The following is a 23,152-nucleotide window of genomic DNA, read 5'->3' on the forward strand; positions in this document are numbered from 1 at the left end:
GCACAGCTTTATCAATTTTACAAATGGTATTTTATTTGCTATACTACTCTTTGTATTGCAAAATAAACAAAGGAGCAGTATTTATGACGAAAAAATATTGTGTAGATAAAATAAATTCGGCAGGAGGACTTGTGTTGTGAATCGTGAAAAATTAGGAAGCCGACTCGGATTTATAATGCTTTCGGCAGGCTGTGCAATCGGTTGCGGAAATGTGTGGAAGTTTCCGTGGATGTGCGGACAATACGGTGGCGGAAGTTTTATGCTTGTGTACATCATCTGTCTTATTGTTTTGGGAATTCCGTGTTTGATAATGGAATTTTCGGTGGGCAGAGCGGCACAGACAAGTCCGATTAAAATGTACCGCAAACTTGAAAAGCCAAAGCAAAAATGGGGCGGTTTCGGTTGGGCATGCCTTGTGGGCAACCTTGCAATTATGGCTTTTTACACAGTTGTTTGCGGTTGGATAATTTACTACTTCATAAATTTTCTGACGGGTAACAACCGTGACCTCGGATTTACCACAATGATTGCAAATCCGTCAGTCAATGTTATTTTTATGATGATAACGGTTGTTATCGCCTTTGTTATACTCTCGTTCAACATTCAGGGCGGACTTGAGAGGATAACAAAATATATGATGATTGCTTTGCTTGCACTTATGATTGTGCTTGCAATCCACAGTCTGTTTTTGAGCGGTTCGGGTGAGGGTATGACATTTTACCTCAAACCCGACTTTTCAAAAATCAACGGTGATGTTGTTGTGGGTGCGATGAATCAGGCATTTTTCTCGCTGTCAACAGGTATGGGCGGTATGGCTATTTTCGGAAGTTATATCGGCAAAGACCATTCACTTATGGGCGAGGCAATCAATGTTATCTCTCTTGACACACTCGTAGCTCTGCTTGCAGGCATAATCATTTTCCCTGCCTGCTTTACTTACAACCTTGAAGTTAATTCAGGTCCGAACCTTTTGTTTGACACAATGGCAACCGTGTTCAACAATATGCCCGGCGGAAGAATATGGGGTTCGCTCTTCTTCCTGTTTATGGTGTTTGCGGCAATGTCAACCGTTTTGGGTGTTTGCGAAAATATTCTTGCAATGATTCGTGATTTGACAGGCTGGTCAAGAATAAAAGGCAGTCTTATTTGCGGAATTGTAGTGTTTGTGCTTGCACTCACAACGGCTCTCGGATTCAGCGTTCTTCATTTTCAGCCGTTTGCAGAGGGTACAACATGGCTTGATTTTTGGGACTTCATTGTTTCCACAAATGTTCTTCCTCTCGGTTCTCTTGTGCTTGCTCTGTTCTGTTGCAACAAGTTCGGCTGGGGTTGGGATAACTTCATTAAAGAAGCCAACATGGGCATCGGTATGAAAGTGCGTTCGTGGATGAAACCGATTTTCAAATATGTAGTTCCTACAGCTATCGCATTTATCTATGTTTACGGACTCGTCACCTTTAAATGGCAATAAATAAAATTTGATACACAAAATAAAATCCGTATGGAGCAATCTTCATACGGATTTTTTCGGTTTAAATATTCATTTCCTTGTATTCTCTGTAGGTTTTGAATCCTACGGAATCGTAAAACTTCATTGCACCCTCGTTAAATTCCCACACATCAAGTTCCAGCCTGTCAAAGCCTCTGTCCTTAGCCTCTTGTTTGCAGAAATTTATCAGCTTGGTTGCAACACCCATTCTGCGGAAGTTTTCATCAACTCCGAATTCTGCAATCTGATAGAATTTTCTCTGCAAACCGTACGGAGATTTCTCCTTGACTATGTATTCAACAGTTGCAAATCCGCATTCAATTTTCCATTAAAGCGTAAGCTTAAATCATCCAATACCAATACTTGTCCTGATTGTTTTCCGAAAGGTCGGGGCTGAACTGGAGTTCGGGGTTTTTAATGCTTACTTTCATACCCTCGGTAATTGAGTTCACAATAAAGGCATTACCGCCGATTGTTGCACCCTTGCCGATTACGGTTTCACCGCCGAGAATAGTTGTACCCGAATAGATTGTAACATTATCACGGATAGTAGGATGTCTTTTAACACCTTTAAGCTGCTGACCTTTTCTTGTTGACAACGCACCGAGGGTTACACCCTGATAGATTTTTACATTCTCGCCTATCTCGGTAGTTTCACCGATTACGATGCCTGTACCGTGGTCGATGAAAAAATACTTGCCGATTGTCGCACCCGGGTGAATATCAATTCCCGTAAGTCCGTGTGCATACTCCGAAAGCACTCTCGGAATCATCGGGATTTTAAGCTTCCACAATTCATGTGCCACTCTGTAAACCGTGATTGCAAAAAATCCGGGATAGCAAAGAATGATTTCATCCGTACTGTATGCGGCAGGATCGCCGTTAAAGGCCGCAACAACATCTGTTGCAAGGTAATCGCGGATTGACGGAATCTTTGAGAGAAACTCATAAACCAACTTTTCTGACTTTTCCATAACCTCATCATATGAAAGGTCGTTGCACTTTTCGCAGCCCTTTAAAGCCTTTGCAATCTGTTTTTTAAGGTTGTACTGAATAAATTCTATTCTGTCGCCTACAATATAGCCGATGTATTCTTCTCTTACTCTGTTCTTGTCAAAGTAGCCCGGAAACAACAGCTTGCGGATTTCTTCAAGCACATGAATAAGCACAGATTTGTTGATAATGTTATCCTCCGAAAGTCTGCAAGTCTGTTCATGCTTTGAATAGCTTTCGAGAATTTCATTGACTGTTTTATTTATATTATCATTCATATGAATACTCCTTTTTCAAAATCCTGTTTAATTCACTTACGGGAAGTCCGACAACATTAAAATAGTCGCCGTCAATCTTCTTTACAAGCAGAGAACCTTTGCCCTGTATTCCGTATGCACCTGCCTTGTCAAAAGGCTCGCCCGTTGCAATGTACTCCTCAATTTCCGAATCGGAAAGTTCAAAAAATTCAACAAGCGTTACATTGGAAAATGATTTTGCAACACCGTTTTTGACGGTACAACAACCCGTGATAACCTTGTGCTGTCTGCCCGAAAGCAGCTTTAACATATTCTCGGCATCTTCCCTGTTCTTAGGTTTGCCGAGCATTTTTCCGTCAACAAAAACTCCCGTGTCACAACCGATTACAATATCTTTTTCATAGCCGTTTTTTGAAATATACAATGCCTTTTTGACGGCAAGATATTCGGGACGCTTTTCAAGCGGAACATTGTTCTCAACCGTTTCGTCAATGTCTGCGGGAACAATTTTAAAATCGGTTGTTATAAAACTTAAAAGCTCTTTTCTTCGTGGTGAAGCAGATGCAAGTACAATCATAATCTATCTCCGTAAAATTACTTTTGACTATTGTAACATAAAACCGAAATAAATAAAAGATGATTATACAAAAAACACAAAATGTACAGCAATAATCAGCTATTCGGATTGACCGCACTCCGCACTTTGTATTGACAATAATTTTGCAAAGTGCTATATTTAAGGACAGCGGTAATCCGCATAAAATAAGCACAATTCAACGAAGGGAAATGAAATATATGGCTAACATTAAGCTTCCTGTTCCCGTAACGCTTCTTACAGGTTATCTCGGTGCAGGCAAAACTACTCTTATCAACCATGTCCTCGGCAATCAGGAGGGCTACAAATGTGCCGTTATCGTAAACGATATCGGTGAAGTAAACATTGACGCAGAGCTTATTCAAAAGGCAGGCGTTGTTACTCAGAAAGATACAAACCTTGTTCCGCTTACAAACGGCTGTATCTGCTGTACTTTGAGCGTTGACCTTATCAACCAGATTACAGACCTTGTAAAGTCAGGCAAGTTTGACTACATTCTCATTGAGGCAAGCGGTATTTGCGAACCCCTTCCGATTGCACAGTCAATCTCAGTTCTTGAGGGCGATAAGGAAAACAATATACCGGAGCTTGTCCGTCTTGACAACATTGTTACAGTTGTTGACGCACTCCGTATGGCAACGGAATTTGGCTGCGGTGATGATCTCCTCAAGGAAGATGTTGACGAAGAGGATGTTGAAAGTCTTCTTATCCAGCAGATTGAGTTCTGTTCAACAATCATCCTCAACAAGGTTGACAAGGTAACAGAGGAACAGCTCAAGAGAGTTAAGGCTATGATTAAGACACTTCAGCCAAAGGCACGAATTATTGAATCACAGTTCGGCAAGGTTGAAGTTAAGGATATTCTCGATACAAAGTGCTTTAATTTTGAAGAAACAGCCGCATCCGCAGGTTGGGCTCAGATTTATGATAAGGATGAAGATGACGAGGATACAGACCGTCACGGTCATCATCACCACCATCACCACCACGATGAAGACCATGACGAACATGAGCATCACGATCATGACAATGATGAGGACGGTCTTGACCACTCTCATTGCGACCACGAACACGGTCATTGCTGTCACCACGACCACGATCATGAGGACGGCGAAGAAGAATACGGCATCGGTTCATTTGTTTACCACCGCATTCGTCCTTTCAATCAGGACAAGCTCCAGCAGTTTGTTGAGAACTGGCCAAAGAGCGTAGTCCGTGCAAAAGGTGTTCTCTGGTTTGATGACAAGAGAGAAGATGTTTATGTATTCGAGCAGGCAGGCGTTCAGATTACTGCTACGGAACAGGGCAAGTGGCTTGCCGCATTCCCAAAGAAACAGCAGAAGCTCTATCTTGCAGAGTATCCCGATATGGCTGAAAAGTGGGACGAAAAATACGGTGACAGAGAAATCAAGCTTGTATTCATCGGTCAGCATATGGACAGGCACGCAATTGTTGACGCACTTGACGAGTGTCTTTCAGACTGATAAAATCTTATAAAAATTGAGGGCAACGGAATCCGCTGCCCTTGTTTTTTTGTTGGATATACAAAAACGGCAGTCCGATTTGGACTGCCGAAATTTTTGCACCGTTAAGTTTTATTACTTTGATGACTCTGTTGTTGATGCCTCAGGCTTGAAGTTAGCGTCAAATGTGAAAACGAGCTTTGTACCATCTTTTTCCATTGTAATAACACCGTCTTTGAGTGTGTATGGAATGCTCTCGCCGTCTGCTGTAAAGTTCTTGTCATCGTATGTGAGCTCCTGCTCCTGACCGGCTGCAGAAAGCTTAGCCTTGCCGTCTTCTTTAAGAAGAATGTAGCCTTTGTCCATACCGACAGCGGCAAGAGTACTGCTGTCAAAGCTCATACCGCTTGCTTCTGCACTTGTAAGCTTGTAATAGCCGAGTGTTGAATTACCGCAAGCTGTAAGTGAAAGCACCATAAGAAGTGCCATAACAGCCGCAACGCTGATTGTGAAAATTCTTTTCATTTGTTTTTCCTCCGTTTTCCTTATCGGGATTTCTCATTTTTTCAGGCTTTGTGCCTTTGTCAGTGAATGACACGATTATTATAGCACAATGGCATAAACTTTTCAAGGTTATTTGTAAAAATATGTAAAAAAGCACCCTTTCGAGTGCTTTCCTAACCTAATATTCAGTTATCAGTTGAACCTTGACAAAAATACCTGGGTTCTTGGATTTTGCGGATTGTTGATTACCTGTTCGGGAGTGCCTTCTTCGGCGATTACACCGTCAGCCATAAAAATGATCTTGTCGGCAACATCTCTTGCAAACTCAATTTCGTGAGTTACAACAATCATTGTGCTGTCGGAGGTTTTAAGACTGCGGATAACATTAAGCACCTCACCCGTGAGTTCGGGATCAAGTGCGGAGGTAGGCTCGTCAAAGCAGAGCACATCGGGATTGAGTGCAAGCGCTCTTGCAATTGCAACACGCTGTTGCTGACCGCCGCTGAGATTACAAGGATATGACTCGCTCTTTTCGGAAAGTCCTACCCTTTCAAGCAAAGACTTCGCATTGTTCTTGATAATTTCAAGTGCCTCTTTATAGCTTTTTGCGCCCATATATTCGCCTGTCTGCTTTATCTGCTCTTTTGCGGCAAGCTTTGGAGCAAGCATAATATTCTCGATAACCGTATATTGCGGAAACAGGTTAAATGACTGGAACACAAGTCCGAAGTGAAGCCGTCTTTTTCTGATTTCGCTGTCGCTCTTTGCAGAGCTGTCATTGCTGTCAAAAAGCACCTTGTCATTGACGGAAATCTTGCCGTTGCCCGGAGTTTCAAGAAAATTAAGACACCTTAACAGCGTAGTCTTGCCAGATCCCGATGAGCCGATAATCGCAAGCACCTCACCCTTTTTAAGAGAAAAGCTGATATCTTTCAAAACCTCTGTTTTGCCGTAGCTTTTGCGGATGTTTTCAACATTTAACAAAGACATAACCTTTCCCCCTTAACCCTTGTAGTAATCAAGCTTTTTCTCGATAAATGAGAAAAGCAAGGTAAGAATTCCGCAGAATGCGAGGAAGAATACTGCCGAATAGAAAAGCGGCCAGATGAGTCCCTGCATTGAGAAGTCCTTTGCTCTCATAAGAATTTCCGGAATTGCGATAACGCTTGAAAGCGAAGTATCCTTTACAAGAGTAATAATTTCGTTGCCCATGGGTGCAGTAATTTTCTTTACAACCTGCAAAAGAACAACCTTAAAGAAAATCTGACCCTTTGTCATGCCGAGCACCTGACCTGCCTCGTACTGTCCCTTTGGAACAGACTCGATACCGCCACGGAAGATTTCAGAAAAATATGCGGCATAATTGATTATAAATGCGATAAGTGCGGCATTCATTCGTGCAAATGTCACACTGCCGTTTGACACAAGCGGCGGAACATAGAACACTACGAAAAGCTGGAGCATCAGCGGAGTACCTCTGATTATCCACACAAATGTTTTTGTCAGCCATTTTAACGGCTTGAATTTTGACATTGAACCCATTGAGATAATAAGTCCGAGCGGAATTGCCGCAAGCAGGGTTACAATGAAAATTATACAGTTTTCTCCGAATCCCTCAAGCAACTGACCGCTTACATTAAAAAATTGATCCATTTTATATACCACTCTATCCAAGTATTTTCAGTTTTGAATATATCAAAAGGCTTACAAATTTGAACCTGTAAATTTATAATCAATAAAAAGCACAACGGGCGAACATAGTCCGCCCTGTATGTACAAGCTTATTTTAATTAAATTATTTCTTTTTTACAAGAAGAAGATCCTGAAGGCTGTACTTCTCTGCAATCTTATCAAGTGTGCCGTCATCGGCAACTGCCTGAATAGCATCGTTAAGCTTTTTGAGTGTTTCGGGGCTGTCCTTACGAAGTGCAATACCGTACTGCTCAGGTGAAAAGTCCTTGCCGTCAACAACCTTGAGGTCAGAATAATCCGAACCGCTCTTGAGTGTACCGATTGACATTACATAGTCGATAACCGCAACATCTGCTGTGCCTGACTTAACCTCGAGAAGGGCCTTAGCCTGTGCGTCAACTGAAACATACTTTGCACTTGAGAAGAACTCGTCTGTCTGAGCAACAGTTTCACCTGCTGACTTCTTCTCTGCAACTACTGTCTTATCCTTGAGGTCATCTGCTGACTTGATTTTGTCTGCAACATCAGATTTTGCAACCATAACCTGCTTGTTTTCCATATAAGGAGTTGAAATATCCATTGTTGACTTTCTGTCGTCATCAATTGTAAGACCGTTCCAGATGCAGTCGATTGTCTTTGAGTTAAGCTCAACTTCTTTTGAATCCCAGTCAATTTTCTGGAACTTTGGAGTAACGCCCATTTTCTCGCAAACTGCCTCTGCAAACTCAGTTTCAAAACCTGTAAGCTTGCCGTCTGCATCGAGGTAGTTCATCGGCTCAAAATATGTAACACCGATAACAAGCTCTCCCTTGTTTGAGATATAATCCCAGTCCGTTGCAGAAGAACCGCAACCTACAAAAATTGACGCTGACATTGCACCTGCAAGAAGTACAGAAAGTAACTTTTTCTTTTTCATAATTATTCCTCCGTAATCTGATATACTCTCTACCTATGTTCTGCAAATCACCTTGCAAAACAACCTCTGTATATTATACATTAGTGCGTTAGCAAAGTAAAGTGTTTTCGAGAAATTTGCCGAAGAATTTTCTTCCAATCGCAGGCATATTATTGCATAAAAGAATTATTACTGCAAGAGGTGGCTAATTTGTCTGATTATTACAACCAAAATCACTATGCGGCGGCATACATAAGGGTGTCAACCGAAAATCAAACGGAGCTTTCACCGTCAAGCCAGCTGAAAATCATCAGAAAATTTGCAGATGAAAAAGGCTATCTGATTGATGAGGATTTCATTTTTCGTGACAACGGAATTTCGGGAAGATATGCCGACAAGCGACCCGAATTTAACCGAATGATAAGCCTTGCAAAGCAAAAGCCTCCCATGTTTTCAGCTGTACTTGTCTGGAAATTTTCACGATTCGCCCGCAATCAGGAGGAAAGCATTTTCTATAAATCGCTGTTGAGAAAAAACGGTATTGAAGTCATCAGCGTGTCCGAACCCGTTGATGACGGACCTTTCGGCAAGCTGATTGAACGCATTATCGAATGGTCGGACGAATACTATTCGATTCGGCTTTCGGGTGAGGTAAGGCGAGGAATGACCGAAAAAGCCGAGCGTGGCGGCATCGTCAGCATTGCACCCTTTGGCTATAAAGTGACAGGCGGAAGGCTTGTGGTTGACGCTGAAAAAGCCCGGATCGTCAGTAAAATTTTTGCCGATTTTTTGAATAATAAAGATATAAATATGATTTGTGACAACTTGAACTCAGCAAAAATTAAAACTTCCAAAGGCAATAATTGGGATTGCCGTGCCGTTGAATACATTTTGCAAAATCCCGTTTATGTCGGCAAAATCAGGTGGAATCCAATCTGCAAAACGGGCAGAGATTTCTATAACGAAAATTTGATAATTTCAAACGGCATTCACGAACCGATTGTTGATGAAGTAATTTTTGAACAAACAAGGCAAATATTATTCTTGCAAAGAATAATAGGCAAAGAACATTCCCATAAACAAACTGAAATCAGACACCTTATTCAAAATCTTGTCAAGTGTTCAAACTGTAATTCAACCCTCGTTCCGATTAAAAATAATTTTCTCCAATGCTCCGCCTACATTCACGGCAACTGCCATTCATCGCACAGCGTAAGAATTGAAAAGATTGAAAAAGTTGTAATTAAAGCAATCAATATTCTTATAAAGAATAATTTAATCAATGATGCTTTCACGATTAAAGAAACTTATCCCTTAAAAACGCAAAACGACTTACTATCCATAATTATAAAAAGAATAATATTTGACCGCAAAGCCTCCCACCTCAACATATTTCTCAGTCAAAATAAGTAACATTCTGCCATACGGCGGTCCGGACGGTGAGTTGGGTGCATCATTACGATATCTGAGTCAACGATTTGCAATGCCATTGCCAGAACTCAAAGGCACTCTCACCGACATAGGCACAGAAGAACTTAATCATCTTGAAATGATCGGTGCAATAGTATATCAGCTGACGAAAGACCTCACCGAGGATGAAATCAAGGAACAGGGATTCGGTGACTATTTTGTTGACCACACAACCGGAATTTTCCCACAGGCGGCAGCAGGTTTTCCCTATACAGCTGCATCAATGCAGGTTAAAGGCGATCCGATAACCGATCTGCACGAAAGTATGGCGGCTGAGCAAAAAGCCCGAACAACCTACGATAACATCCTCAGATTCTGCGATGACTACGATGTAAAAGATCCGATTCGCTTTCTGCGTGCCCGTGAGGTTGTCCACTATCAACGCTTCGGCGAAAACCTCCGCCTCTTGACCGATAAACTCAACGAAAAGAACTTCTACGCCTTCAACCCCTCATTCGATAAAAAATGCTTTAAAAATGAATTGAAAAAGAAGAAAAAGTAAAAAATATGCACAAGTCCAAGTATTTATGGGCTTGTGCATTTCAATAAGCTTACGAATTCAACCATTTTACAAAATTTATCTGCGGCTTTTTTACTGGTCCATGAATTTTTGTCTAATAAATAAACTTGCATTTCTCCCTTTTTATATTTAGATATAGTCACCCATTGTAAAACCGACCTTATATTTTTTTCATTTTGATCATACTTTTCTGACAATTCTTTTTTGTATTCGCTATAATCCTTATGCAAATCAAAAATAATATTTCCTAATTCATCGGTATGTCCACCTCTTTTATTCTCAGGAGGTGGCGTCATATAATCACCATACACATTTTTTAAATACAAATCATAATCATCAAATGTATTAAAATATTCATCTTCAAATTTTATCTTTGTGAATTTTTCAAGAATTTTTTTTGGCTGTATTACCGAAATCTCCATTGAATACCATACAGCAGCCCATTGATTATATTTCATCGGATCGAGCATAATTCTATGTTCGTTGATTTTACAAATCATTCTTCTTATACACCTTGGAATGGCATAAATTAGCTTGAGTTTATAATTCATCGGTTCATTAACAGCTTTGGCATAGGCATCATGAAGTAACAATCTGTTCAAACTCAAAGCCTTTTTTTGTTTTAATTTCTTTTTTGGAGCATCACTTACTCCCACTGCCGGAAAAATATCCATACACATACCATAATGAATATCAAATTTGTAAGCCTTAACAGGCATAGATGTAGTTCCGTTTGCTCTTATCTGAGTCCACATTTCAGAATAATTCTTATCTGTTTTGTAGTTTTGGACAAAATACTTTTCGCCCAACTCACGCTGTGCTATTTTCAAAAACTTTTTATAATCCGAAAGTGGCATATATATATCTGTATCGTCATCCCACGGAATGAATCCACCGTGTCTGACAGCACCAAGTAAAGTACCAGATGAAATCATATATTTAATATTATTATTATCACATACCCTTACAACATCTTTCAGTATTTGTAAATCAAATAATTGTACTTCCCTCAACTAAGGCATTATTATTCTCCTTTCGAATTATGAATTAAAACTTTGTACAGTTTAACAAAATATAATTACCTGCTTTGACGCTTTTACAAGTCAACATAAAAATTTTTTATAGATTTACTTGGATAGTATAAAAACATTCTATTTAAATCATTTAATCCCTCATAAAAATATCTCTGGTATACACTTTATCTTTAACATCATCAAGAATTTGGCTATATCTGTTAGCAACAATTGCGTCACTTTTAGCTTTAAATTCTTCTAAATTATTGACAACACGGCTTCTGAAAAAAGATTCCCCATCATTCAATGTTGGTTCATAAATAATAACTTCTGCACCTTTTGCTTTAATTCTTTTCATGATACCTTGTATTGAACTCTGTCTGAAATTATCACTATTACTCTTCATCGTTAATCTAAAAACGCCGATTGTAACCTTTTTTTCTTTTGAGGCATCGTACTGACTTTCACTATCATAATCGTAGTATCCTGCCATTTTCAGAACTTGACTTGCTATAAAGTCTTTTCTTGTCCTATTAGATTCAACGATTGCAGAAATCATATTTTGGGGAACATCGTTATAATTTGCCAAAAGCTGCTTTGTATCTTTAGGCAAACAATATCCACCATATCCGAAACTTGGATTATTATAGTGGCTACCGATTCGTGGGTCAAGACATACGCCGTCAATGATTGCCTTAGTATCAAGATTTTTCATTTCGGCATAAGTATCTAATTCATTAAAGTAGGACACTCTAAGAGCCAGATATGTATTTGCAAATAGTTTAACCGCCTCTGCCTCTGTAGAACCCATAATCAGTATATTTACTTTATCAGCAATAGAACCTTGTTTCAATAATTTGGCAAATAAATTTGCTGCTTCAACAACTTTTTTGTCCGATAAATCCGTACCGACAATAATTCGAGAAGGATATAGATTATCGTATAATGCCTTTGATTCACGCAAAAACTCAGGACTGAAAATTATATTATCAAAATCAAACTCTTCTCTTATATGCTTAGTATAACCTACCGGTACCGTTGATTTAATAACGATGATAGCTTTGGAATTGATTTTTATTACTTGTTTTATAACATCTTCAACAGCAGATGTATCAAAATAGTTTTTCTTTGGATCATAGTTTGTTGGTGTAGCTATTACAACAAAATCTGCATCTTTGTACGCTTTTTCACAATCTAAGGTAGCATACAGATTTAGATTTTTTCCCTTGAAATATTTTTCGATATATTCATCTTTTATCGGCGGTATTCTGTCGTTAATCAGTTTTACCTTTTCGGGAATGATGTCAACAGCAATAACTTCGTTGTGCTGAGACAGCAAAGTAGCGATAGACAAGCCAACATACCCTGTTCCGGCCACAGCTATTTTCATTTTTTATTCACGCCTTTCGCTTTTTTAATTTATTCATCAGGTTTCTAATTGGCACACGAATAGCATCCTTCTCATAATCATTCATAGAGAAAAACCAACTGCCAATTGAGTATAATAACGCATATATCAAAACAGCAAACAAAAATGCACTCCATGAATAAAAGCTTATAAAATTTGACACAACAAATGTCATCACACACAATAAGGCCGGAATCCATGACATACATAAAATATTTTTCCAAAACAAAGGAATATTGATTTTAGTAACCTTATAATAATATATATTCATTATTATTCCCTGACCTAATACATAGGATACACAAGAGCACAGTGCTGCTCCAAAACCACCCCAATAAGGAACTATAAAATATGTGGATACTGCATTTAAAATAGCTATTGCTAAATAAACCAAAGAACGGAATTTATGCTTATTTTGTGCTATAACAATTGTTAATCCTGTGTTTTGAATATACGGAATTACCAGAGGAATCATTGTTAATAGAGCTATATAATAAGATTCGCCATAACTTTCACCCGCCCACATAATTAAAAAGGGGTGACCAAAAGCTATAAAACCCGAAACTACTAATGCCAACAAAAGATACTGTAATCTTCCGATTCTGATAAACACTTCCGACAAAGCCTCAGTATTATCACCGTCCAAAGTAACCATTGAATTGATTTTAGGACCAATTACGCCAGATACAGCTTGCGATAACTGCATCAATATATTATTAAATGTTGAACCGACATTATAAATAGCAACAACTACAGTTCCCACCAATGCACCTAAAATGACCTTGTCCGTCGCCCAAAACAGCATATCTACCAAAGTTCCTATAAATATGTACACTGAAAATACAAGCAGTTCTTTAATAAAAGCACTTTCAAACCGTACAAACTTTGGCGTTATTTTTAAAACTTTAAAACAATAATATATATTGATAGGGCATGCAATAAAATTAAGTAACAAGCCTGAAAAGGTCATACCAATTGAGCCGAATCCAAAGTATAGCAGTACAATGTTAGCAACAGGAGCTAATACTGTAGAAAAAATGTCAACAACTCTTCTAAATACAAATCTTTCGTATGCAGTGATAATTGATGAAAAAACACTGATTGGGAATGCAATGGCTGTGTTAAACGCCATCATAATAATCAATATTTTTAACTTATCAACTTCCTGTGGGGTCAATCCTTTAGAAAAACACGCATCTGTACATAACATTAAAACAAATCCGCCAATAATTACCAAAGCAGATACTATTCCATATATGAGCAGAAAAAGCCCGAATACACTTCTTACCTGTTCTTTTTTTCCTTCTGCTCTATATTTACATATGTATCTGATGATGGTACTGCCGAATCCAAAGTTCAGCAATGACAAATACCCAACTATGGAGTTTGACAAGCTGTACAAACCATACTCAGCCTGTCCAAGCATTCTTAACATAATAGGGGTATATATCATAGGTATAATACTACCTATTGCAAGATTAACATATGATAGTAATGTACCCGCACGAAGTTGATTAACTTTCATTATGCAATCTCCTTAATAATGCACAAAATATTCTCTTTAATTGATTAGTTTTTCTGCCACTTTTCTGTATTTGCTTAATAAGCTTCTTACGATTCAGTGGATATATTTCACCATAATGTAAATTTCTTAATACTGTTTTATATTCGGAAGCAGCATTTGAATTATGCTCATAATCCATAACTGAATTGAGCTGAAAGTTATCATTCAACTCGGAATTTTTTAATAAAGAAAATTCATAATTTTTCTTTCTGCCATCAAAATATTGAGCAACACAAATTTTATCAACATCAATACGCTCGTAGTCGATTGTCTCTGAAATAAGTTTAAATATTTTCTCACCTAAATTCGTCCTTATAATAACGGAATTGCTTCCTAAAGAAGACGAATTTTGATCTGTATAATTGTCGCCTAAAGAAATATCAGCAAAAACATTTAACTTATCAACACAATAAACACATCTTTCAGGTTTAAAATAGTCTTTAATTTTAACTCGTTCTGATTTATTTTTAAAAACACATTTCCCGTCAGAAAAATAAAATTTCATATTTCCCGGCCAACCGCCACTATCTTTGTTTTTAAAATTAAATTCGGATATATCTCCGTAATTATCAAATAACATATCGCTGTAATATTCCCAGCAATTGTAATTATATACCTGATCACAAAATAAGCCCAACAACAGATAATTATTTCTGTTAAGCTTAAACTTATCTATAACATTCAATATTCCACGCACAGCACACGAAGTGGCAATTATTATTACCTTACTATCACTGTTATTCATGATAAAATCAACTAAATTTTCATGTGATACAGGTATATACCTTGATTTAGTATATTTTTGTGTGCTTATATCATTTAAGTTATATGAGTGTTTGTCATACTTATTTGTTTTTACCTGAGAATGGTAATTGTATGTATCCACAGAAAAAACATAATCATAATAATCGTGTGATAACAGATACTCGACAATTGTAGTTATCACACCGCCGGAAGCGCTAAAATGACGAATATCACTGTCTTTACTCCAAGCGTTTATTGCAAATTTTAAATTTCCAACCATAGCTTGGTGCAAGTTGTTTTTTTCATAACTATGCTGTACAGACGGACATACCTTATAACATTTTCCACACGATACACAGACATCGGAAATTTCAGGAACAAACATTCCGTTTTCTCTTATGTATTTTATAGCATTTGCAGGGCAAACATTTTTGCAAATACCACAAGAACAGCATAAATTATTATCTCGTATTTCAGCAACAGATTTCATTTAGTTCTCCAAATTTATATCATCAAATATGTTGTGTTTTTGTACTTGATTTAATTCTTTAGAAATAATTTCCGATTGATTTGAATGATTATTCAGCAAATCTTCCGCAGCACTTAATAATTTTGATATATCAAAATTATTTCTCACATCAAAGCAGTATTTTTCTTGATGAAAGAGTTTGTGAAGCTCTAAATACTTCACTGCCCAACCCATTGTTAGGCACGGAACCGCATTCTTATATGAATGTACAACAGAGTGAAAACGGGATGCGACTACAAAATCAAATTTATTTACAATATTGCTAAATTCAACACATGATAATTCCTGTTCAATCAAAAAGACATTGTTATTATGGAACATTTTAAAGATTTTGTCACAAATATCAATATCACTATTGGAATGTCTTAAAATATATACATTCTTACCGTATACTATAAATTTATCTATTAACGATTTGTATGCCTCAAGCAAAATTTTTTCAGAGCATACTACTGAGTTCCTAACATTTGGGATTATTGCGATACTATTTGTTTTTACATTAAAGTCACACGACATCGGAATATTTTTGTATACGGAGTTCAAATCAACACTCTTATTATTCAGTACAAGGTCATAAGATATTTTAACATTTTTTAGTTTAAATTTCTCTATCAATAAGTCGTATCCCTGTCGCTCTCTTGCGTATATTGTGCTTGCATACTCAAGTGCCTTTTTAGTTCTTTTTAACAAAGACTTATCAAATGTTTTAAAAGGTCCAAACGATTGGGGCATAAGATACACTTTTATGCCAAAATACTTTGCACACTCAATTCTATATAAATAATGTTCAATTTCGTACTTGTTCCAAGCATCACCAAGTCCGTAACCGCTAATATCAATCATCAAATCAACATCACGAAAAAATTCATTCTGTTTCTCGTTTTCTTTCTTGTCATAACCTTTTATCATATAATATATTTTTTGTTTAAGGTTATTTTTTCTAATAACATCTACAACCGTACCGAATGTTCTTATGTTAAAACAAAAAATTTTTTCCTGTTTAGAATCTGTATAGAAATCTGAAATTACAAAAATCTCGTGATTTGGAAACCTTTTGTGCAGTTCGGAAACACAAATAAATACCATAGATTGAGCTCCTTTGTTTTGAAGCTCTCCACCTGTAATAACAATTTTTCTCATATATTCTCACTCTACATATTATTTTCTTAATTTATGTACTTTGGCACACATACTAATTAAAAATTTAGGTGCATGCAAATATTCAGCAATTTTCTCGATTGGCAGTCTATCTGAAAAATCGCAATAAAAAGTATAATACATTTTTAACTTTTTAATAAAAGAATAATGCAAAAACTTTGCTTTTTCATAATGCGTAAGAAAATGACCTTGCGGATTGTTTAAAAATCTATTATTTGCGCCTTTGACGGTAAGTCCATCGTCAAGATACTCCCATATCCAAATAATATCCTCAAAAACTCTTATTTTAAAACCATCGTGAGCCATTCTGTTCCATGGAATACAGGGAGTAATGAAATTTTCACCATCAAACTCAGGATAAGGATATTTTTTAAATATATCCGTCCAAAATACTTCTGCTCTCTCTCCGTCAATCGGATATTTTGTCGTTTCAGGATAACGCTCCAAAAATGTTGCATCTCTATACGGTTTATTATACCAAGGAGATTTTGGATCATCACGCCAGGTGGTATTCCTTGTTTCTGTAGGCGATTGTCCACGATTGGCAACTATACCGCAGTAATCAGGAAGATTTCTTATAGATTCCATCCAGTCATTTATTTTTTCACAGGCATCATCAGTCAAGTAATCATCCGAATCTATTGTAAAGAAAATTTCGCCTTGAGCAACCTCTAATGCACGATTAGTGGCTCTGCATTTACCTCCGTTTTTTCCTTTCATATATATAATGGGGAAATCATTATTTTCTGACTTCCAAATATTTACAAGGCTTTCGGTATCATCAGTTGAACCATCATCAAATATGATCCATTCAAAATCCCTGAATGTTTGTCTTTTTATTGATTCATATAATCTACTTATAATGTATCCCCTGTTATATGTTGGGGTAAACAATGTAATCTTATATTTATGCTTCATATTTTTCATCACGCCTCAAATTAAAGATATCCAAATTTATCCTCTAGTTCTTTTCTCATTTGTTCTTTTTCTTCAGCTGAAGCGTTAGGCCAATCATACCATCTATATTTTCTAAATATAGGGTGAGATATCTGGTTATTCTTATGTTTTTCTGAAAACTCATCAAAACGGCAAATATATTCCGCGGGATTTCCGGCATAAACACTGTTACTGGGTATATCATGAGTTACAACGCTACTTGCACCAATAACAACATTATCACCTATCACAGCACCTAATTCACGATAGTAATTTGAATCCATTTTTACATTACTATATCCTATAACTTTCTTAATCAATTCTTTAATACTCATAATTTATTTCTCCAATATATCAGCAATTCTTTTACACGCAAAGCCATCACCGTATGGATTTGACGCTTTGCTCATTTTTTCGTATTCTTCACTGTCTGTGAGCAATTTTTTAAACTCGTTGTAAATTATGGTTTCATCCGTACCGACTAATTTCAGAGTGCCCGCTTTTATGCCCTCCGGTCTTTCTGTTGTATCACGCATAACAAGAACAGGTTTACCGAGGGAAGGAGCTTCCTCTTGGATACCGCCGCTGTCTGTCAATATAAGATAACTTCTTGAAAGAAAATTATGAAAGTCAAGTACATCAAGAGGTTCTATGATATGTATTCTGTCATCATTCCCAAGTTCCTCATCGGCAGCTTTTCTGACAACCGGATTCATATGAATCGGATAAATAACCTTTACATCAGAAGTTTCATCAACAATTCTTCTGATTGCTCTGAACATATTATGCATCGGTACACCAAGATTTTCTCGTCTGTGAGCAGTCAACATAATCAATCTGCTGTCAGATGCCCATTCGAGTTCAGGGTGTATATAATCAGATCTTACTGTGGTTTTCAAGGCATCAATCGCAGTATTACCTGTTACAAATATATTGTCGGGATTCTTGCCCTCGTTAATTAAATTGTTCTTTGACATTTCTGTAGGAGCAAAATTATAGCTTGCCACTATGCCGACAGCCTGTCTGTTAAATTCCTCGGGATACGGTGAATATATGTTATATGTTCTGAGTCCTGCCTCAACATGACCGACAGGAATCTGCATATAAAAACACGCAAGAGCCGTAACAAATGTTGTTGATGTATCACCGTGAACCAACACAACATCAGGTTTTTCAATCTCAAGTACTTCCTTGATTTTATTTAAAATATTTGTTGTTATATCAAACAATGTCTGCTTGTCTTTCATTATGGACAAATCATAATCCGGCACAACATTGAAGATTTCAAGCACCTGATCAAGCATCTGTCTGTGCTGTCCTGTTACGCAAACTTTTGTTACTATATTTTTTCTGCTTTTCAGCTCATTTACTAACGGACACATTTTTATTGCTTCAGGTCGTGTACCAAACACTAACATTACTTTTTTCATACTACACCCCTACATTTAAGCAATTTCTTAATAAGCAAGTTAATTTTGGAAACGCAAAATACAACTTCATCCAAACAGCCTGTTTTCCTTTAACATAATTAAAAATATTACCTTTGTTTTTATATTTTAAATTTTCCTTTATATTATCAATGATATATTTTTCCGCTTTTGAATGCAAAGCACATTGCATCTGATACATACAAGTTCCCATATAAATGCTGATAGCAGTATCATAATATGCAGGAAAATACCTTTTTACATAATCGCATCTTTGGCGATTTGCCTCTAAAACATCAAGCCTTTTTTCAGAAAAGCCACAACCCATAATACTGTTATCTCGCTGTACATAATAGTAAAACGAATCAACAATAACAGAAGTTTTTCTTGCTTTACCGAACACTTGATAAGACCAAAATACATCTTCGTGATATTTGCCTTTTTCAAATAAAATATCTTGAATCAATTCTGTTTTATACATTTTATTCCAGACATGCTGCTTAAGTTTACCATCAATTATAATTTCAAGCATTGCTTCGTTTGTGTCTAATATTTCATTCTTGTCAACTGTAGGTTCAGATATTACCTCACCATTTTCGTCAACCCATTTAACACCGCAAGAAACAACATCGCTGTCATCTTTCAGCATAACATCATACATTTTAGCTATCATATTGCAATCAACGTAATCATCGGAGTCAACAAACACAATGCACTCTCCGGAAGCAATTTTCATACCTGAATTTCTTGCATCAGACAGACCGCCGTTTTTCTTATGTACAACCCTTATACGAGAATCCTTTTTAGCAAAGTCATCACACATTTTGGGACAGTTATCAGGCGAACCGTCATCAACAAGAATTATTTCAAGATTTCTATATGTCTGATTTACAATGCTGTCAACACAGCGTTCAAGATATTTCTCAACATTATAAATTGGAACAATCACACTTATCAGCGATTTACTATCCATATACTAACCTTCAAGAACTTTCATAATTGTTTTAGCCGGATTAAATTCATCAATCGGCTCATTTTTTACATTACCAAAATCATTGTTCTCTATTAGCTTAATTGCACGTTCAATATCCTCAACTGTATTTTCACAGAATATATATCTGTTAAATTGTTCAAAATATGATTTTAACACTTTCTTGTCTTCGTCTGTACCATCAAGAATAAACAGAATAGTTTTATAGGTTGCGGAATATTGATATATTTTTCCCGGAATTTGTCCGCCCTTTCTGTTACACAAAAAAACAAGCACATTAGTTTTATCTTCAATAGGCTTAAGCTCATTTAATTGCAACCTTGGATAAATTGTGATTTTATCTGTTTGAGCAAACAGATTGCTGGGATTACCACAAATGTTCACATTAATATCTATATTTTTAGCAGCCGCATAAAACGGTGCTAAATCTCTACTTACAGGAGCATAATCGCCAAAATAGCCATAATTATTATATTTATTCACCGTTGAACCTTGTTCATCATTTTTATAATAAAACGGCAAAGGCGCCCAATACATTTTGTGAGCAGACTCAGAATATAGTTTTTTCTGGTTTTCCAACGTCAACGGACTGACATAACAGATATGTTCTGCCAAGGACAATAATCTTCTTTCCTCATTTTCTATTTTTTTAGAACCACTAAAACCGTATACATCAGAAGTCCACGGATCCTCCCAAATCTGAATCCATTTTTTATACCTAATATGTTTATTATGAATCAACTTATAGGCAAGTAAATGACTTGATGCCGGTGTTGAAATGGAGAGAACATAGTCATAAACTTCAGTTGATTTAAATTGCTTTGCTTTATTAACAAATTTTTTATAAATACCGTGAACACCATAAAGTGACAAAACAAAATGTTTGGCAGAATCTATAAGCTTTGATTTAAAACTCACTTTGCTTTTATTTGTGTAATAATCGACTCGCGCAAAGGGGGCAACTTTTCTCTTGTTTTTGCTTATTGACATTTTTTCATAAATGGTTGTACCATAATAGTATATACACTTAACCGAAGAGGGAATTATCATTGATTTGTCAACATCGTATTCCTTTGAATCTGCACTTAGTAAAGTTACTTCATATCCTAAATCAACCAATCCTCGTATATACGCTAAATGACATAAATTTGCCGACGAATTTTTCGTAATGCAATCACCATTTATGATAAGAACTTTCACTTCTACACACCTCATTTTATTTAATGGACATAAATTTTCCACACAACATCTAATTTTGTAACAATCATTCAACATAGCCAAACCCATTATGTAATTATAAATCTCTAATCATTTCTCGTTTCATTTCATCATTAAAATTAGGATTTCTTAATGTATATTTAGAATCATAATGTGGTGATCTGTTTAGTTCATTTTCTTTTCTATTTATAAATTCAGCATAGCTACAAATAACTTTTGCAGGATTTCCGACAGCAACACTGTTTGAAGGAATATCTTTAGAAATAATACTTCCGGCACCGATAACAACATTATCGCCAATAGTTACATTAGATAATACAGTTGAAGAAGCTCCGATAAACACATTATTTCCGATATTAACGAGACCAATTTTAGTAAACCCAATGCCTTTCTTGGTACTTGCATCATGAGCAAGAATATGGACTCTCTGCGCCAACGTAACATCATCACCAATTGTTATAAGCCAACAATGTGATTGATCAATTAAGGTCTTTTCCTGTCTGCTGAAATTTTTACCGACCTTTAGTCCAAATTTTACTAACTCTTCCGTTGAAATCTCACTTCTTAATCTCATCACTTTGGACTTAATAAAAGATTTTAATGACATATCAATCACAAATTTTCTAACATTTCTTCAACAGCTTTTACTGTCTTTTCGGTACTGAAAGCTTTACCACGCTCTTTTGCTTTTGCGGCATAAGCTTCAAGCAAATCAGGCGTCGTCAGTATTTTTTTAATGCCCTCATAAAGTGCATCTTCATCATTTTCTGTTACAATACCGTACTCGTTGTTTTCGCCTAATAATTCGTACGCACCACTACAATTTGTGCTAACAACAGGAGTTCCGACAATCAATGCTTCTGTAACAGCTGTACTGAAACCCTCTCTTCTCGAAGAACAAACATACAAATCTGCCTTTTTCACATATTTATACGGATTATCTCTGTAACCTAAAAATGTAAAAGTATCGGTAAGATTATTTTCTGTCAAATACTTTTCATATTTTTCCTTTTCTTCGCCTATTCCGAGAATATAAATATGATTTTTTATATTTTCTTCAATAAGCTTTTTATGTATCTTAATTAACCTGTCATAACCCTTTGAAGGTACAATTTTTGCTACTGAGATAACATTGATTATGTCCTTGCTAAAATTAACATCATTAACTTTCTCATCGGAAAGTTTTTTTATTATTTCTGATTCATTTGTATTATACAGAACTTCAACAGGTTTCTTAGTATCAAAAATTGATTCAAAATCATCTTTTACAGTGTCAGATACACAAACAGTCCTGTCAAACTTTGAATAGCAATCTAATGCTTCTTTATAGCTTCTAAAGCTCTTGGAAGCAAGCTCTTTTGTATGCTGTTCTATGTGAATCCAGCTGACAAGCTTAGTATTTGGGTTAGTGCAACCGCTTACAATTCGTGCGGTAGGACCTTCTAAATACGAAACAATAATATCATAGTTATCTCTTATAAAATACTTAAACAGTTTTTCAGGAGAAAAAAGTTTCATCACATATGTATTGCCACGAGGCATTCTCTTGAACCCGCCGATATATTTTACATCAGAGTTAAGATACTGTCGATTAACACCTACATCAAACAAAGTTTGAACTGTTACATCAAATTTTGTTTTATTCATATTATTGGCGAGATTAACCAAAACTTTTTCAGCCCCACCGTGTGCAAGATTAGGAATCAAATATAGTACCTTTTTCATTATCGCTCTAAACCTCTTATTCTACAGAGAAATTTATATATGCTAAAGTTGCATCTTTTTTTCTATGAATCACGCCCGGATTACCAACAACCACAGAATGATCAGGTACATCAAAATTAACAAAACTATTAGGTGCTATAAACACATCATCACCAATAGTAATTTTGCCTACAACTGTCGCATTGATTCCAATGAACACATGATTTCCTATTACCGGAACTCCTCTACGATTTCCTCTATTTTCCATACCTAATGTACATCCCTTTGAAAGATTAACATTATTACCAATTTTAACTCCTCCACCTACTGTTATGTTGTATGGATGTCCAAGGTATAAACCTTCCCCAATTTGTACATCGGGTGCAAATTCTATGCCATATTTTCGGCTATATCTATAAATTTTATATTTACGGTAAACGCTATGGTTTTGTGAATACTTTCTGTAATGATACATAAATCTGATATTATGTTGAAAAATAAATTTACATATATTAGACAAATTTACCTTCCACTCATTACCAGTCATACGGTAAAAATCTGTTTTAAATAATGCATTCATTT

24 protein-coding genes are annotated in these 23,152 nt (G+C 36.3%); 4 read left to right on the plus strand and 20 right to left on the minus strand.

Annotation, left to right across the window (positions count from 1 at the left end; all coding sequences use genetic code 11):
* Positions 1-136: 136 nt before the first annotated feature.
* Positions 137-1,471 (plus strand): sodium-dependent transporter, encoded by a 1,335-nt coding sequence (locus RBATCC27255_RS02605; protein WP_021883415.1) that lies wholly within the window; start codon positions 137-139, stop codon positions 1,469-1,471.
* A gap of 61 nt (positions 1,472-1,532) precedes the next feature.
* Here RBATCC27255_RS02605 and RBATCC27255_RS02610 read toward each other — a convergent pair whose 3' ends face one another.
* From RBATCC27255_RS02610 to RBATCC27255_RS02620, 3 genes are read right to left on the minus strand one after another with little or no spacing between them, the layout of a single operon-like run.
* A complete protein-coding gene (locus RBATCC27255_RS02610) occupies positions 1,533-1,811 on the minus strand; it encodes a GNAT family N-acetyltransferase (RefSeq protein ID WP_101028607.1) in 279 nt (92 codons plus the stop codon).
* A 19-nt stretch (positions 1,812-1,830) separates the two neighbouring features.
* Entirely contained in the window at positions 1,831-2,760 is a 930-nt protein-coding gene (epsC, locus tag RBATCC27255_RS02615) for a serine O-acetyltransferase EpsC (RefSeq protein ID WP_101028608.1), read from the minus strand.
* Positions 2,753-3,316: a Maf family protein gene (locus tag RBATCC27255_RS02620; RefSeq protein ID WP_101028609.1), complete on the minus strand. Its 564-nt coding sequence runs from the start codon at positions 3,314-3,316 to the stop codon at positions 2,753-2,755. The genes epsC and RBATCC27255_RS02620 overlap by 8 nt, the downstream gene beginning before the upstream one ends.
* A 218-nt stretch (positions 3,317-3,534) precedes the next feature.
* Between RBATCC27255_RS02620 and RBATCC27255_RS02625 the strand changes: the two genes are divergently transcribed.
* Positions 3,535-4,818, plus strand: coding sequence for a GTP-binding protein (locus RBATCC27255_RS02625; protein ID WP_101028610.1), 1,284 nt, complete (start codon positions 3,535-3,537; stop codon positions 4,816-4,818).
* Positions 4,819-4,932: 114 nt separating this feature from the next.
* Here RBATCC27255_RS02625 and RBATCC27255_RS02630 read toward each other — a convergent pair whose 3' ends face one another.
* The 4 genes from RBATCC27255_RS02630 to RBATCC27255_RS02645 form a co-directional block, all read right to left on the minus strand.
* The gene (locus RBATCC27255_RS02630; RefSeq protein WP_101028611.1) at positions 4,933-5,322 is read right to left on the minus strand and encodes a hypothetical protein; all 390 of its coding nucleotides are present in this window, start codon (positions 5,320-5,322) and stop codon (positions 4,933-4,935) included.
* A gap of 171 nt (positions 5,323-5,493) precedes the next feature.
* On the minus strand, positions 5,494-6,291 hold the full coding sequence (locus RBATCC27255_RS02635; protein WP_101028612.1) for an amino acid ABC transporter ATP-binding protein: 798 nt from the start codon (positions 6,289-6,291) through the stop codon (positions 5,494-5,496).
* A 12-nt stretch (positions 6,292-6,303) separates the two neighbouring features.
* Positions 6,304-6,954: an amino acid ABC transporter permease gene (locus RBATCC27255_RS02640; protein WP_021883421.1), complete on the minus strand. Its 651-nt coding sequence runs from the start codon at positions 6,952-6,954 to the stop codon at positions 6,304-6,306.
* 142 nt (positions 6,955-7,096) lie between these two features.
* A complete protein-coding gene (locus RBATCC27255_RS02645; RefSeq protein WP_101028613.1) occupies positions 7,097-7,909 on the minus strand; it encodes a transporter substrate-binding domain-containing protein in 813 nt (270 codons plus the stop codon).
* A 180-nt stretch (positions 7,910-8,089) separates the two neighbouring features.
* Here RBATCC27255_RS02645 and RBATCC27255_RS02650 point away from each other — a divergent pair, with 180 nt between their 5' ends.
* Both RBATCC27255_RS02650 and RBATCC27255_RS02655 read left to right on the plus strand, forming a co-directional pair.
* Entirely contained in the window at positions 8,090-9,301 is a 1,212-nt protein-coding gene (locus RBATCC27255_RS02650; RefSeq protein WP_101028614.1) for a recombinase family protein, read from the plus strand.
* Positions 9,294-9,860, plus strand: a complete 567-nt coding sequence (locus RBATCC27255_RS02655) for a manganese catalase family protein (RefSeq protein WP_242958559.1) — start codon at positions 9,294-9,296, stop codon at positions 9,858-9,860. The genes RBATCC27255_RS02650 and RBATCC27255_RS02655 overlap by 8 nt, the downstream gene beginning before the upstream one ends.
* Positions 9,861-9,883: 23 nt before the next feature.
* On the opposite strand, the gene RBATCC27255_RS02660 is transcribed toward RBATCC27255_RS02655, so the two are convergent.
* The 13 genes from RBATCC27255_RS02660 to RBATCC27255_RS02720 form a co-directional block, all read right to left on the minus strand.
* Positions 9,884-10,891: a LicD family protein gene (locus RBATCC27255_RS02660; RefSeq protein ID WP_101028616.1), complete on the minus strand. Its 1,008-nt coding sequence runs from the start codon at positions 10,889-10,891 to the stop codon at positions 9,884-9,886.
* Between the two features lie 151 nt (positions 10,892-11,042).
* On the minus strand, positions 11,043-12,281 hold the full coding sequence (locus RBATCC27255_RS02665) for a nucleotide sugar dehydrogenase (protein WP_101028617.1): 1,239 nt from the start codon (positions 12,279-12,281) through the stop codon (positions 11,043-11,045).
* A gap of 7 nt (positions 12,282-12,288) precedes the next feature.
* Complete coding sequence (locus tag RBATCC27255_RS02670) at positions 12,289-13,824, minus strand: oligosaccharide flippase family protein (RefSeq protein ID WP_242958555.1); 1,536 nt, start codon at positions 13,822-13,824, stop codon at positions 12,289-12,291.
* The gene (locus RBATCC27255_RS02675; protein ID WP_101028619.1) at positions 13,814-15,097 is read right to left on the minus strand and encodes a Coenzyme F420 hydrogenase/dehydrogenase, beta subunit C-terminal domain; all 1,284 of its coding nucleotides are present in this window, start codon (positions 15,095-15,097) and stop codon (positions 13,814-13,816) included. The genes RBATCC27255_RS02670 and RBATCC27255_RS02675 overlap by 11 nt, the downstream gene beginning before the upstream one ends.
* Positions 15,098-16,276, minus strand: a complete 1,179-nt coding sequence (locus tag RBATCC27255_RS02680; RefSeq protein WP_101028620.1) for a polysaccharide pyruvyl transferase family protein — start codon at positions 16,274-16,276, stop codon at positions 15,098-15,100. It abuts the gene before it with no gap.
* Positions 16,277-16,294: 18 nt separating this feature from the next.
* Positions 16,295-17,221: a glycosyltransferase family 2 protein gene (locus RBATCC27255_RS02685; RefSeq protein WP_101028621.1), complete on the minus strand. Its 927-nt coding sequence runs from the start codon at positions 17,219-17,221 to the stop codon at positions 16,295-16,297.
* A gap of 11 nt (positions 17,222-17,232) precedes the next feature.
* Positions 17,233-17,565: an LbetaH domain-containing protein gene (locus RBATCC27255_RS02690; RefSeq protein ID WP_101028622.1), complete on the minus strand. Its 333-nt coding sequence runs from the start codon at positions 17,563-17,565 to the stop codon at positions 17,233-17,235.
* A 3-nt stretch (positions 17,566-17,568) separates the two neighbouring features.
* On the minus strand, positions 17,569-18,660 hold the full coding sequence (gene wecB / locus RBATCC27255_RS02695) for a non-hydrolyzing UDP-N-acetylglucosamine 2-epimerase (RefSeq protein WP_101028623.1): 1,092 nt from the start codon (positions 18,658-18,660) through the stop codon (positions 17,569-17,571).
* A 1-nt stretch (position 18,661) separates the two neighbouring features.
* Positions 18,662-19,630, minus strand: a complete 969-nt coding sequence (locus RBATCC27255_RS02700) for a glycosyltransferase (RefSeq protein WP_101028624.1) — start codon at positions 19,628-19,630, stop codon at positions 18,662-18,664.
* A gap of 3 nt (positions 19,631-19,633) precedes the next feature.
* A complete protein-coding gene (locus RBATCC27255_RS02705; protein ID WP_101028625.1) occupies positions 19,634-20,848 on the minus strand; it encodes a glycosyltransferase family protein in 1,215 nt (404 codons plus the stop codon).
* A 94-nt stretch (positions 20,849-20,942) separates the two neighbouring features.
* Complete coding sequence (locus RBATCC27255_RS02710; protein WP_101028626.1) at positions 20,943-21,473, minus strand: acyltransferase; 531 nt, start codon at positions 21,471-21,473, stop codon at positions 20,943-20,945.
* Between the two features lie 5 nt (positions 21,474-21,478).
* Entirely contained in the window at positions 21,479-22,591 is a 1,113-nt protein-coding gene (locus RBATCC27255_RS02715) for a glycosyltransferase (protein ID WP_187128349.1), read from the minus strand.
* 16 nt (positions 22,592-22,607) lie between these two features.
* Entirely contained in the window at positions 22,608-23,150 is a 543-nt protein-coding gene (locus RBATCC27255_RS02720; RefSeq protein ID WP_101028628.1) for a serine O-acetyltransferase, read from the minus strand.
* Positions 23,151-23,152: the final 2 nt, after the last annotated feature.

This window comes from Ruminococcus bromii (assembly GCF_002834225.1).
GTDB lineage: Bacteria > Bacillota > Clostridia > Oscillospirales > Acutalibacteraceae > Ruminococcoides > Ruminococcoides bromii.

Excerpts from the sequence above, each read along its gene's own strand:
- epsC (WP_101028608.1), bottom strand. The coding sequence starts at position 2,760 with ATGAATGATAATATAAATAAAACAGTCAATGAAATTCTCGAAAGCTAT.
- RBATCC27255_RS02620 (WP_101028609.1), bottom strand. The coding sequence starts at position 3,316 with ATGATTGTACTTGCATCTGCTTCACCACGAAGAAAAGAGCTTTTAAGT.
- RBATCC27255_RS02625 (WP_101028610.1), top strand. The coding sequence starts at position 3,535 with ATGGCTAACATTAAGCTTCCTGTTCCCGTAACGCTTCTTACAGGTTAT.
- RBATCC27255_RS02630 (WP_101028611.1), bottom strand. The coding sequence starts at position 5,322 with ATGAAAAGAATTTTCACAATCAGCGTTGCGGCTGTTATGGCACTTCTT.
- RBATCC27255_RS02635 (WP_101028612.1), bottom strand. The coding sequence starts at position 6,291 with ATGTCTTTGTTAAATGTTGAAAACATCCGCAAAAGCTACGGCAAAACA.
- RBATCC27255_RS02640 (WP_021883421.1), bottom strand. The coding sequence starts at position 6,954 with ATGGATCAATTTTTTAATGTAAGCGGTCAGTTGCTTGAGGGATTCGGA.
- RBATCC27255_RS02645 (WP_101028613.1), bottom strand. The coding sequence starts at position 7,909 with ATGAAAAAGAAAAAGTTACTTTCTGTACTTCTTGCAGGTGCAATGTCA.
- RBATCC27255_RS02665 (WP_101028617.1), bottom strand. The coding sequence starts at position 12,281 with ATGAAAATAGCTGTGGCCGGAACAGGGTATGTTGGCTTGTCTATCGCT.
- RBATCC27255_RS02670 (WP_242958555.1), bottom strand. The coding sequence starts at position 13,824 with ATGAAAGTTAATCAACTTCGTGCGGGTACATTACTATCATATGTTAAT.
- RBATCC27255_RS02675 (WP_101028619.1), bottom strand. The coding sequence starts at position 15,097 with ATGAAATCTGTTGCTGAAATACGAGATAATAATTTATGCTGTTCTTGT.
- RBATCC27255_RS02680 (WP_101028620.1), bottom strand. The coding sequence starts at position 16,276 with ATGAGAAAAATTGTTATTACAGGTGGAGAGCTTCAAAACAAAGGAGCT.
- RBATCC27255_RS02685 (WP_101028621.1), bottom strand. The coding sequence starts at position 17,221 with ATGAAAAATATGAAGCATAAATATAAGATTACATTGTTTACCCCAACA.
- RBATCC27255_RS02690 (WP_101028622.1), bottom strand. The coding sequence starts at position 17,565 with ATGAGTATTAAAGAATTGATTAAGAAAGTTATAGGATATAGTAATGTA.
- wecB (WP_101028623.1), bottom strand. The coding sequence starts at position 18,660 with ATGAAAAAAGTAATGTTAGTGTTTGGTACACGACCTGAAGCAATAAAA.
- RBATCC27255_RS02700 (WP_101028624.1), bottom strand. The coding sequence starts at position 19,630 with ATGGATAGTAAATCGCTGATAAGTGTGATTGTTCCAATTTATAATGTT.
- RBATCC27255_RS02710 (WP_101028626.1), bottom strand. The coding sequence starts at position 21,473 with ATGTCATTAAAATCTTTTATTAAGTCCAAAGTGATGAGATTAAGAAGT.
- RBATCC27255_RS02715 (WP_187128349.1), bottom strand. The coding sequence starts at position 22,591 with ATGAAAAAGGTACTATATTTGATTCCTAATCTTGCACACGGTGGGGCT.
- RBATCC27255_RS02720 (WP_101028628.1), bottom strand. The coding sequence starts at position 23,150 with ATGAATGCATTATTTAAAACAGATTTTTACCGTATGACTGGTAATGAG.